Origin of the sequence: Mycolicibacterium phocaicum (assembly GCF_010731115.1) — a bacterium.
Taxonomy (GTDB): Bacteria; Actinomycetota; Actinomycetes; order Mycobacteriales; family Mycobacteriaceae; genus Mycobacterium; species Mycobacterium phocaicum.
This window is the reverse complement of sequence record NZ_AP022616.1, coordinates 3,692,308-3,703,661: the sequence shown is the minus strand read 5'-3', so window position 1 is coordinate 3,703,661 and position 11,354 is coordinate 3,692,308. Positions and strand designations below refer to the sequence as shown.

The window sequence follows — 11,354 nt, the reverse complement described above, 5'->3', positions numbered from 1 at the left end:
GGAGGACAGCGATGCCCGGCGCCTGGCGCCGGGAACAGGGGGTGGAGCCGAGATGCAGCGGGTGGACACATGCGCCGGGCGTGATGCCGGGTCGTCTGGTTCGGCTATGTCGTCGGGGTGGTTGTCGTGACCGGCCCGTACACCGCCGCCGGCACCGCCTCGGGCGGCATCGACGACGTCATCGCGGTCGAGGTCACCATCGACGGCATGCTGGTCATCGCCGACAAGCTCGGTCTCATGGATTTTCCGACGAGCCTCGGCATCCGGCCCAACATCCCGCAACTGGACCTGCGGGACATCGTCTGGGAGCAGGTGCGCCGCGATCTGTCGGCGCAGGGCGTACTCGACATCTACGGGAACCCGCATCCGGAAGTGGCCGCGATGGTCGACACCCTCAGCCGCGCCGACCGCACGATCGAGGGCCGTTGGTGGCGCCGCGATGTCGGCGGGAAGATGCTGCGGTTCGTGGTCTGTCGCAAGGGCGAACGGCACGTGGTCGCGGCCCGCGACGGCGAGATGCTGGTCGTGCAGCGGGTCGCCCCGCAGGTGGGCCTGGCCGGCATGGTCAATGCCGTGCTCGGATCGGCCAACCCCGCGAACGTCGAGCCCCTCACCGCGTCGACCAGCCGTCTCACCGACGCCCGCACGCCCGACCAGCTCACCCAGTTCGGCATCAGCCTGAGCTCGGCGCGGACCTACTCCGAACTCATCGCCAACCCCGATTCGTGGGTCGAGCTCACCGCCAACGAGCGGCACGCCGGCGGCACGTACAGCCAGGCCGACGTGGCTGCCGGTGTCCTCGACTCCCGGCTGGGCCGCATCGTCTCCCTGCCGCGGAAGGTCAGCGGCGAGCTGTACGGCAGCTTCCTCGCCGGCACCGACGAGAACCTGGAACGCGCCCTGCAAGGGCTGTTGGAGTTCCTGCCGTCGCGGTCCTGGTTCGACACGCCCGCTGCGGGCGCCGCCGGCGACGACTACCAGGACTGACGTTGGCGGCCCACCATGATGACGGGTTCGATGACGAGCCGTCGGGCGATGATCCGGACGACGGCTCGGACGACGACCTCGGCGGCGCTCTCGACTACCTCTACGCCGACGACGATGTGGTCACCTCCGATGCCGGGGGCGCCGAGGACGACGTGCCGGACCGCGATGACGAACCGCCCCAGTTCGGGTACACGGTCACGAACCCGCCTCAGACGGTGACGGTCACGGCCCTCATGGACGGCCGGATCCACCGGGTCCGGCTCGCCCCGGGCGTCACCAACATGACGGAAGTCGAACTGGCGGAGGAAGTTCTCGTGATCGCCGGCCTGGCCCGCCAGGATGGCAGGTCGGCGCAGTACGACGTCATGTACTCGGGACTCCGGGACCTGGGCCACGACCGCGCCGAGGCCAAGGATTTCCTGTCCCGCAGTCTCGACCTCCCGTCGCCGGAAGACGCCGCCGCGACCCGCGCCCACATCTTTGCCACCAGATATTCAGGGGAAGTAGACGCCAATGAGTGACCAACTCGCCGCCATGTTCAACAACGCCGTCGGCATGCTGGACACCGCACCGGCGCGCTCGATGCAGCTGTTCACCGAGATCACCTCGGTCGACGACACCGCGTGTGACGCGTGGATCGGGCGCATCCGGTGCGGTGACGCCGACCGGACCACGCTGTTCCGCGCCTGGTACTCGCGCGGCAACCTCGGCATGCTCGCCGGGCAGGCCGAGGTGTCGCTGGCTCAGGTCAACGCGCGCGTGCGGATCGGCGGCGAGCTCGGCGACATCACCTACCCGGTGAACTCGCCCCTGGCGCTCACGCTGGCGTTCGCCGTCAACGAGGCCGCCGAAGGCAACTACGCCGATGCGCTGGAGGCCGTCGAGAGCGCGGCGGTCGGTGGTTCGGAGCATCTGGTGGCGTGGGTCAAGGCCGTCATCTACACCGGTGGCCAGCGCTGGACCGACGTCATGGAGGTGCTCCGCGGTTCGGAGAGCTGGCCGGACGCCTTCCTGGCCGGCGCGGCGGGCGTGGCGCGCGGCGTCGCTGCGGCCAACCTCGGATTGTTCACCGAGGCCAAGGACAAGCTGACCGAGGCCAACGAGTCGCCGGCCGGTACGGCGTGCGGCCGGCCGATCGCCTGGTACCTGGCCATGACCTTCCGGGATCAGGGCAACGAAGAGGGCGCCCGGCGCCTGCTGGAGTGGCTGCAGGCCAACTTCCCCGAACCGAAAGTCGCTGAGGCGCTTCGTGATCCGAACTACCGGCTGCAGACCACCACGCCGGAGAAGATCGCCGCCCGGTCGGACAAGTGGGATCCGAACAGCGTCGTGGCGGACACCTCGGCGCGCGACAAGATGCTCAGCGACGCGCAGGCCGAACTCGACCGGCAGATCGGCCTGGCCAAGGTCAAAGAACAGATCGAGACCTACCGCGCCGCAACGCAAATGGCGAAAATCCGGGCCGCGCGCGGCATGAAGGTCGCGCAGCAGTCCAAGCACATGATCTTCACCGGGCCGCCGGGAACCGGTAAGACCACCATCGCCCGGGTGGTCGCGAACATCCTGGCCGGCCTCGGCGTCATCGCCGAACCCAAGCTGGTCGAGACGTCCCGCAAGGACTTCGTCGGTGAGTACCTCGGCCACACCGCCGTGAAGACGTCGAAGGTCATCGACCGGGCCCTCGGCGGCGTGCTGTTCATCGACGAGGCCTACACGCTGATCCAGGACGGGCTGCAGGGCGGCGACGCCTTCGGCTCGGAGGCCATCGACACCCTGCTGGCCCGCATGGAGAACGACCGCGACCGACTGGTCGTCATCATCGCCGGCTACAGCTCGGACATCGACCGGCTGCTGGAAGCCAACGACGGTCTCCGGTCCCGGTTCGCCACCCGCATCGAGTTCGAGTCCTACTCGCCCGAAGAGATCGTCGAGATCGCGAAAGTCATTGCCAAGAGCAACGATTCGGCGATCGATGACGAAGCGGCAAAACACGTCCTGGAAGCGGCGACGACGCTGTATCAGCATGAGCTCAACGGCAAGCCGGCCATCGACATCGCAGGTAACGGCCGCTACGCGCGCCAGCTGGTCGAAGCCGGCGAGCAGGCCCGCGACATGCGACTCGCCCGGTCGATGGACATCGAGAGCCTCAGCGTCGAAGCGCTGGGCGAGATCACGGGCGACGACATGGCTTCCGCGATCAGCGGGGTGCACCGGCGACTGAACATCGGCGAATAACCGATGGCAGATTTCCGGCTCACCACCAAGGTTCAGGTCAGCGGCTGGCGCTTCCTGCTCCGTCGGGTCGAGCACGCCATCGTGCGGCGCGACACCCGCATGTTCGACGACCCGCTGCAGTTCTACAGCCGGTCGGTGTCGGCGGGCATCGTCGTCGCGGTCATCGTCTGCCTCGGTGCGGCGATGCTGGCCTACTTCAAACCTCAGGGCAAGCGGGGCGAGGATGCACTGCTCGTCGACCGCAGCACCAACCAGCTGTACGTCGTCATGCCCGGGACGCAGCAGATCCGTCCGGTGTACAACCTCACCTCGGCGCGGCTGGTCCTCGGCCACACCGGCGAGCCGCAAGTGGTCAAGCCGGCCGAGCTGGCCAAGATGCCGAAGGGCCAACCGATCGGCATTCCCGGTGCGCCCTACGCGACGGCGGTCAACGGCACCTCCGGTACGTGGTCGGTATGCGACACCGTCACCAAGCCCGAGAGCGTCACCCCGACCGTCGAGACATCGGTGCTCGTCGAACCCGTTGTCCTGGGCGGCGGCGTCGGCCCCATTCGTCCGGACCAGGGCGTGCTGGTCAAGTACCAGGACAAGACCTGGCTCATCACCAAGGACGGTCGGCATGCGATCGACCTGGCCGATCGTGCCTTGACCTCCGCCGTGGGAATCCCGGTCGGCTCGAAGTCGGCGCCCATCTCGTCGGGCCTGTTCAACGCACTGCCGAACGTCGGGCCCTGGGCCTTGGCCCCGATCCCGGCGGCGGGGGCGCCCAACACCGTCGGCCTGCCGCCGAATCTGGTGAACGGCACGGTGTTCCAGACCATCACCGACAACAGCAAGCAGCAGTACGTCGTGCTGCCGGACGGCGTCGCGAAGGTCAACGACACCACGGCGGCTGCGCTGCGGGCCACGAACTCGTACGGCCTGATCTCGCCGCCGTCGGTGGAATCCAGTGTCGTCGCGAAGATCCCCGAGCAGACCTACACCTCACCGCTGCCTGCAAAGCCCATGACGATGTTGCTGCCGCAGGACGATCCGACGGTGTGCTGGTCGTGGCAGCGCGAAGCCGGTGACCAGGGTGCCAAGACCACCGTGATCGTCGGCCGGCACCTGCCCATCCCGGCGAGCTCGATGGGCAACGGCATCAAGCAGATCAGCGGCGACGCCACCGTCTACATCGACGGTGGGCAGTACATCCGGCTGCAGTCGCCCGACCCGCGCTACGGCGAGGCCCGGTACTACGTCGACGCCCAGGGCGTCCGGTACGGGATAGCCAATGACGACACGGCCAAGGCCCTCGGCCTCAGCGGCGCCACCACGGCGCCGTGGCAGGTGGTCGGCCTGCTGATGGAAGGCCCGGTCCTGTCGAAGGAGGCGGCGTTGCTCGAACACGACACGCTGCCGGCGGATCCGAAACCGCGGAGGGTGGGTGGCGGCAACGACGAGGCCGCGGCTCAGCCGCATCCGGGAGGTGCGTCATGACGACCAAGAAATTCACCCCGTCGATGAAGCGCGGCCCGCGTCTGACGCCGGGCGAGATCAACGTGACGCCGCCCGACGACCTGGGCATCGAAATCCCCGCGTCCGGCATGCAGAAGGCGATGCCGTATGTCATGGGTGGCGGCATGCTCGGAATGATCGCGATCATGATCTTCACCGGCGTCCGCCAGCTGTCGCCGTACATGCTGATGATGCCGCTGATGATGATCATGGGCACCGTCGGCTACATGGCCAGCGGCGGTGGCGGCGGCAAGAAGGTGCCGGAGATCAACGAGGATCGCAAGGAGTATCTGCGGTACCTGGCCGGCCTGCGGACGCGCGTGACATCGTCTGCCGACGCTCAGGTCACGTTCTTCAGTTACCACGCACCGCATCCCGAGGACCTGCTGTCCATCGTCGGGACACAACGACAGTGGTCCCGCAGTGTCAGCGGCAACAACGCCGATTTCTTCATGGGCGCCCGCATCGGTATCGGCGCGCAGGCGGCGGTCGACCGGCTGCTCAAGCCGAACATCGGGTCGGACCTGGCGGGCCCGATGGCCGCACCCCAGGCTCACCTGGAACCGGTCAGCCACATGTGGGTGACGAAGTTCCTGCGCACCCACGGTCTCGTGCACGACTGCCCGAAGCTGGTGATCCTCAAGAGCTACCCGACCATCGCGATCGGTGGTGATCCGGAAGGGTCGCGGGGTCTGCTCGCCGCCATGATCTGCCACCTGGCGGTCTTCCATCCGCCGGACCTGCTGCAGATCCGGGTGTTGATGGAGGATCTCGACGATCCCGACTGGGCGTGGCTCAAGTGGCTGCCACATGTGCAGAGCCAGACCGAGTTCGACGACGCCGGACCCAAGCGCCTGGTATTCACCAAGCCCGACGGGTTGGCCGACCTGACGGCGCGTGGTCCGCACAGCGCCGACGCGCCGCCTTCCGGTCCCTATGTGCTGGTGGTCGACCTGACCGGCGGCAAGGCCGGCTTCCCGGTCGACGGCCGGGCCGGCGTCACCGTCATAACGAAGGGCAACCACCGGTCGGGCTACCGCATCAAGGTGAATCCGGATGGCTCATGCGAGGACCGTACGGCGTCCCAGCCTTGGCGTGAGGTGACCACCGTGACCGACTCGGTGACCCCGACGTCGGCGGGCCGGTTGGCGCGCAAGCTTGCGGGATGGTCCATCACCGGCACGATCATCGACAAGGGCACCCGTGTCCAGAAGAAGGTGTCGAGCGAGTGGCACCACCTGGTCGGCGCGCGCAGCGTCGAGGAGGTCACGCCGCGACGTTGGCGGATGTACTCGGATACGGATCAGGACCGGTTGCGGATTCCGTTCGGCCACCAGCTCAAGAATGGCGAGATCATGTATCTCGACATCAAGGAAGGCGCCGAGTTCGGTGCCGGTCCGCACGGCATGCTGATCGGTACGACGGGTTCCGGTAAATCGGAATTCCTTCGCACGCTGATCCTTTCGCTGGTTGCGACGCACCATCCGGATCAGATCAACCTGCTGCTTACCGACTTCAAGGGTGGTTCGACGTTCCTCGGTATGGAGAAGCTGCCGCACACGGCGGCCGTCGTCACCAACATGGAAGAGGAAGCCGAACTCGTCGGCCGCATGGGCGAGGTGCTCACCGGTGAGCTGGACCGGCGGCAGAACATCCTGCGTCAGGCCGGTATGCAGGTCGGCGCGGCCGGTGCGCTGTCGGGCGTCGCCGAGTACGAGAAGTACCGCGAGCGCGGGGCCGATCTGCCGCCGCTCCCAACGCTTTTCGTCGTCGTCGACGAGTTCGCGGAGTTGCTGCAGAATCACCCGGACTTCATCGCACTGTTCGACCGCATCTGCCGCGTGGGCCGGTCGCTGCGCGTGCACCTGCTGCTGGCGACGCAGTCACTCAACACCGGTGGCGCCCGCATCGACAAACTGGAGCCCAACCTGACGTACCGAATCGCGTTGCGTACCACCAGCTCCGCCGAATCCAAGGCCGTGATCGGTACGCCGGAGGCGCAGTACATCACCAACAAGGAGAGCGGCGTCGGCTTCCTCCGGGTCGGCATGGAGGATCCGGTCAAGTTCAAGAGCATCTACACAGGCGGCACCTATGTGCCGACGGCAGCGGAGAACGACGACGGTGACGACGCGCCACGAGTGGTGGCGCAGAACAACTTCCGGATTCGGCCGTTCACCGCCGCGCCGATGGCAGATTCGGGGATCGGGCGATGACGAATACCGAGCAGCGCGCGCTGCGTGAAGTGGTGCTGAACCAGCTGACGACCGGTGAGAGCCGGGCGTACAAGATGTGGCTGCCGCCGCTGCTGGATCCACTGCCGGTCAATGAACTGGTGGAGCGTGACCAGCGTGCCCCGTTGCGGTTCGGCCTGGGCATCATGGATGAGCCGCGTCGCCACAAGCAGGAAGTGTGGGGTATCGACACGTCGGCGGCCGGTGGCAACATCGCGGTCGGCGGTGCGCCGCAGACCGGGAAGTCGACCTTCCTGCAGACGCTGGTGCTGTCGGCGGCCGCGACCCACTCCCCCAGGCAGGTGCAGTTCTACTGCGTCGACCTCGGCGGTGGTGGCCTGATGTATCTCGAGGACCTGCCGCACGTCGGCGGCGTCGCCACCCGTTCCGAACCGGACCGGGTGCAGCGCGTCGTCGCGGAAATGAAAGCCGTTCTACGGCAACGGGAGTTGACCTTCAAAGAGCTTCGTATCGGGTCGATCGCCAGTTACCGGCAGTTGCGTGAAGATCCGAATCATCCGGCGTCGCAGGATCCGTTCGGTGACGTCTACCTGATCATCGACGGCTGGCCGGCATTCATCGGTGAGTTCCCGGACCTGGAGCCGGTGGTGCAGGACCTTGCCGGTCAGGGCCTGGCGTTCGGAGTGCACATCATCATCTCGACGCCGCGCTGGACGGAACTGAAATCCCGTGTCCGTGACTACCTGGGCACCAAGGTCGAGTTCCGGCTCGGTGACGTCAACGAGACGCAGATCGACCGCATCACCCGGGACATCCCGCCGAATCGCCCCGGCCGCGCGGTGTCGATGGAGAAGCACCACCTGATGATCGGCGTGCCCCGGATGGACGGGGTGCACAGCGCCGACGACCTCGTGCCGGCCATCACCGCGGCTGTCGACCACATCGCGTCGCTGCACACGGATATGGCTCCGCGGGTTCGCGTGCTGCCCGAGCGGATCTACCTGAACGAACTCGACCCGAACCCGCCCGGACCGGAGAACGACTACCGGACCCGCTGGACGGTGCCGGTGGGCGTGCGCGAATCCGACCTCTCGGTGGCGTACAACCACATGTACAACACGCCGCATCAGCTCATCTTCGGTGCGCCGAAGTCGGGCAAGACCACCATCGCGCATGCGGTGGCGGAGGCGATCTGCAAGCGCAACAGCCCCGATCAGGTGCGGTTCATGTTGGCCGACTTCCGCTCGGGCCTGCTCGACGCGGTGCCGGAGACGCATCTGCTCGCGGCGGGTGCGATCAACCGCAACATCGCCGCGTTGGAGGAGTCCATCAAGGCGCTGGCGGTCAACCTGAAGAAGCGGTTGCCACCGCCGGACCTCACGACGTCGCAGTTGCGCACCCGCTCCTGGTGGAGCGGTCCGGACGTGGTGCTGCTGGTCGACGACTGGCACATGATCGTCGCGGCGAGCGGTATGGGGTCGCCGATGGCGCCGTTGGCACCGCTATTGCCGGCCGCCGCGGACATCGGGCTGCACATCATCGTGACGTGTCAGATGAGCCAGGCGCACCGTTCCACGATGGACAAGTTCGTCGGTACGGCGTATGGCGCCGGAACGCCGACGATGTTCCTGTCGGGCGAGAAATCGGAGTTCCCGTCGAGTGAGTTCAAACTGCGCCGTAGGCCCCCTGGCCAGGCACTTTTGGTCTCACCGGACGGTAAGGAGGTCATCCAGGCGGCCTACGTTGATCCTCCCGCGGAATAAGTGTAGGTGACCCCCCAAAACCCTCGGTAGTATCTGTTTCAGACGTTCAGCAACGCTAAACGCCCGCTGATCGGCAAAGGGGAAACGGGGGTTCCGTGGGGATCTTCAATTCGTTTCTGTGCCGTTCGCACAATTCCATACCGCGATCTTGAATTTGGTAAGGAGAAATGAAATGCAGCCTTTGCAGCACGAAGAGGGCGCAATTGGCGTCGGCACCCAGGTTGTCGCCAACGGAGCCCGTGGAGTTGCGACCGGTACTGCCACCATGACGGAGGCCAGCACTCTGGTTCCGGCCGGTGCGGATGAGGTGTCGATGCAGGCCGCCATGGCCTTCGCCGTCGAGGGCGTCGAGGTCATGGGCATCAACGCCTTCGCGCAGGAAGAGCTGGCGCGCGCCGGCGCCGCGTACGTCGAGGCGGGCGCCATGTATGAGGCCACCGACGTGGCCACGTCAGCGACCCTGATCTAGCCACCGCGTGCGACGAGCCCACACAGAGCCTGAGGACAGCTAATTATGGTGGCACTTCCCGCCATGCCGGCGATGTTCTATGGAGCATTCCCGCCGGAGATGAACACCGGCCGACTCATGGCCGGTGCAGGCCCTGCGCCGATGCTGCAAGCAGCCGCCGGGTGGGAAGCGTTGGCCGTCGCCCTGGAGACGCAGGCGGTGGAGCTCGCCGCCAGCTTGGCGGAGCTGAGCGCGAACTGGTCCGGTATGGGCAGTGAACGAGCCGTCACCGCCACCACACCGATGGTGACCTGGCTACACACCACTGCCATGCAGGCACAGAAGCGCGCGATGCAGGCGTTGGCACAGGCCGAGTCTTACAGCTTGGCTTTGGCCACCACTCCGCAGCTGCCGGAAATCGAGATGAACCACGTCACGCACGGCGTCCTCGAGGCCACGAATTTCCTGGGTATCAATACGGTGCCCATCGGCTTCAACGAGGCGGACTACGCGCGAATGTGGGCGCTGGCGGGCTCGGTGATGGAGACATATCAGGCCGAGACCACGATGAACACGTTGTTCGAACCCATTCTGCCGCCAAAGCCCATCGTGATGCCTGGTGTCGGCGAGGCAACGGAAGCGGCCATCGTCGCGCGAGCCGCGATGGGGGTTTCGGAGGCGGTGGCGCGCAATTTGGTCATCTCGCAGGTGGCCAGCCAGTCGGCAATCGAAGATGCGGCGTTGATGGTGGGCAATGCTGCGGCGCAGGCGAATTTCGCGGGACAACGTGCCCAGGGGCAGGCGTCCAAGGTGGAATCGGCGGCGCAGCGTGCCAGCGAGCAGCAGGACAAAGGCCAGCAGGGCTCGCAGATGATGATGCAGGTGGTGTCGCAGGTCGGTTCGCAGGTCGCGCAGCTTCCGCAGCAGCTCGGTCAGCTCATCACGCAGCCGGTTCAGCAGTTGAGCCAGCCGATGCAGCAGGCGACACAGATTTTCAGTCAGCTGGGAAGCAGCTTCGGTCAGAACAACGGGCCGCAGATCGGCCTCATGGGCGCCAGCCCTTTCTCCAACCATCCGCTGGCGGGTGGTTCGGGCGCGACATCGGGCGCGGGGCTGGTGCGCGCAGCGTCACTGCCGGGCATGGGCGGTTCCGCACCGCGGACGCCGCTGATGGCCTCGCTGGTCGGTGGCCCCGATGGTGCCTCGACCGCTTCGTTGGAGACCGGCGCGGCGGCGGGCGCTTCCGGCGCCGGAAAGGCGCCGGTGAGCAGTGCCGGCGGGGCGGGGGCCGGAATGGGTCCCGGCGGTAAAGCAGAGAAGGGCGGAGGGACGAGGGAGGCCCTCAAAGCACCTGGGGTACTGGTACAGGACCTCGACGACGATGACGACGATTGGTGAATTGTCGTTTCACACAAGGCTTTCCGGCCCAGGGGGGTCGGCAAGGACTCGCCATTCCCGTGGTGAGGACACAGGAAACAGAAAAGGTGATCCAGCATGACGAGCATGAATACAGATGCCGAAGTCCTCGCCTCAGAGGCAGGAAATTTCGATCGCATCGCGGGCGAGCTGACCGGCGTGAAGACCCACGTCGATGCGGTAGCGGGCCAGCTCGCGGCGCACATGAAGACCCCGGAAGCGGGTATGGCCGCGCAGGCCGCTCTGGCGCGCTTCGACGAGGCCATGACGCAGCAGCTCAAGGAGCTGGCTGACATCTCCGCCAACATCCAGACCGCCGGCGTGCAGTACACCGCGGCCGACTCCGACGCCGGGTCGTCGCTGTCGAGCCAGATGCAGATCTAGTTAGACATCGACCACCACGTACAACGATTTAGAAGCGGAGAAGACAAATGGCACAGGATTGGAATTTCGCGGGCATCGAAGGAAGTGCCGGCGACTTGGCTGGTGCGGTGAACACGACGCACGGCCTGCTGGACGAGGGCAAGGCCTCGCTGGCGAAGCTGGCTTCCGTCTGGGGCGGCTCGGGTTCCGAGGCCTACCAGGCCGTCCAGCAGCGTTGGGACAACACTGCGATGGAGCTCAACAACGCGCTGCAGAGCCTCGGGCATGCCGTCAGCGAGGCCGGCGGCAACATGCAGTCGACCGAGCACGGCGTCACCGGAATGTTCGGCTAGGCGATACACGCGACGCAACACAGGAGGTGGGCAGGTCGGCGTAGGGTCGACTCTGCCCACCTCATGTGCGTTCCCGGGTAACCAACACACAATCGAG

At 66.4% G+C, this 11,354-nt stretch carries 10 protein-coding genes; all 10 read left to right on the top strand.

What is annotated here, in order from left to right; all coding sequences use genetic code 11:
- The first annotated feature begins 126 nt into the window (after positions 1 to 126).
- The 10 genes from G6N46_RS17760 (at position 127) to G6N46_RS17715 (ending at position 11,257) form a co-directional block, all read left to right on the top strand.
- On the top strand, positions 127 to 987 hold the full coding sequence (locus G6N46_RS17760; protein WP_138247555.1) for an ESX secretion-associated protein EspG: 861 nt from the start codon (positions 127 to 129) through the stop codon (positions 985 to 987).
- A 2-nt stretch (positions 988 to 989) separates the two neighbouring features.
- Positions 990 to 1,508: a YbaB/EbfC family DNA-binding protein gene (locus G6N46_RS17755; protein ID WP_138247556.1), complete on the top strand. Its 519-nt coding sequence runs from the start codon at positions 990 to 992 to the stop codon at positions 1,506 to 1,508.
- Complete coding sequence (gene eccA / locus G6N46_RS17750; RefSeq protein WP_061000020.1) at positions 1,501 to 3,222, top strand: type VII secretion AAA-ATPase EccA; 1,722 nt, start codon at positions 1,501 to 1,503, stop codon at positions 3,220 to 3,222. The genes G6N46_RS17755 and eccA overlap by 8 nt, the downstream gene beginning before the upstream one ends.
- A 3-nt stretch (positions 3,223 to 3,225) precedes the next feature.
- Positions 3,226 to 4,701 carry a type VII secretion protein EccB gene (gene eccB / locus G6N46_RS17745; protein ID WP_061000018.1) on the top strand — a complete coding sequence of 492 codons (1,476 nt, stop codon included), beginning with the start codon at positions 3,226 to 3,228 and terminating at the stop codon, positions 4,699 to 4,701.
- Positions 4,698 to 6,935: a type VII secretion protein EccCa gene (gene eccCa / locus G6N46_RS17740; protein WP_064858598.1), complete on the top strand. Its 2,238-nt coding sequence runs from the start codon at positions 4,698 to 4,700 to the stop codon at positions 6,933 to 6,935. Before eccB ends, eccCa begins: the two co-directional genes overlap by 4 nt.
- The gene (eccCb, locus tag G6N46_RS17735; RefSeq protein WP_138247557.1) at positions 6,932 to 8,677 is read left to right on the top strand and encodes a type VII secretion protein EccCb; all 1,746 of its coding nucleotides are present in this window, start codon (positions 6,932 to 6,934) and stop codon (positions 8,675 to 8,677) included. Before eccCa ends, eccCb begins: the two co-directional genes overlap by 4 nt.
- 172 nt (positions 8,678 to 8,849) lie before the next feature.
- Positions 8,850 to 9,146 (top strand): PE family protein, encoded by a 297-nt coding sequence (locus G6N46_RS17730; protein ID WP_061000009.1) that lies wholly within the window; start codon positions 8,850 to 8,852, stop codon positions 9,144 to 9,146.
- A gap of 72 nt (positions 9,147 to 9,218) precedes the next feature.
- Positions 9,219 to 10,523: a PPE family protein gene (locus G6N46_RS17725; protein WP_061000067.1), complete on the top strand. Its 1,305-nt coding sequence runs from the start codon at positions 9,219 to 9,221 to the stop codon at positions 10,521 to 10,523.
- Between the two features lie 96 nt (positions 10,524 to 10,619).
- Complete coding sequence (locus G6N46_RS17720; RefSeq protein WP_061000007.1) at positions 10,620 to 10,925, top strand: WXG100 family type VII secretion target; 306 nt, start codon at positions 10,620 to 10,622, stop codon at positions 10,923 to 10,925.
- A gap of 47 nt (positions 10,926 to 10,972) precedes the next feature.
- On the top strand, positions 10,973 to 11,257 hold the full coding sequence (locus G6N46_RS17715; RefSeq protein WP_061000005.1) for a WXG100 family type VII secretion target: 285 nt from the start codon (positions 10,973 to 10,975) through the stop codon (positions 11,255 to 11,257).
- Positions 11,258 to 11,354: the final 97 nt, after the last annotated feature.

What these genes read in the sequence shown, in the direction of transcription:
- eccA (WP_061000020.1), top strand. Translation starts at nt 1,501, where the DNA reads ATGAGTGACCAACTCGCCGCCATGTTCAACAACGCCGTCGGCATGCTG.
- eccB (WP_061000018.1), top strand. Translation starts at nt 3,226, where the DNA reads ATGGCAGATTTCCGGCTCACCACCAAGGTTCAGGTCAGCGGCTGGCGC.
- eccCa (WP_064858598.1), top strand. Translation starts at nt 4,698, where the DNA reads ATGACGACCAAGAAATTCACCCCGTCGATGAAGCGCGGCCCGCGTCTG.
- eccCb (WP_138247557.1), top strand. Translation starts at nt 6,932, where the DNA reads ATGACGAATACCGAGCAGCGCGCGCTGCGTGAAGTGGTGCTGAACCAG.
- G6N46_RS17730 (WP_061000009.1), top strand. Translation starts at nt 8,850, where the DNA reads ATGCAGCCTTTGCAGCACGAAGAGGGCGCAATTGGCGTCGGCACCCAG.
- G6N46_RS17725 (WP_061000067.1), top strand. Translation starts at nt 9,219, where the DNA reads ATGTTCTATGGAGCATTCCCGCCGGAGATGAACACCGGCCGACTCATG.
- G6N46_RS17720 (WP_061000007.1), top strand. Translation starts at nt 10,620, where the DNA reads ATGACGAGCATGAATACAGATGCCGAAGTCCTCGCCTCAGAGGCAGGA.
- G6N46_RS17715 (WP_061000005.1), top strand. Translation starts at nt 10,973, where the DNA reads ATGGCACAGGATTGGAATTTCGCGGGCATCGAAGGAAGTGCCGGCGAC.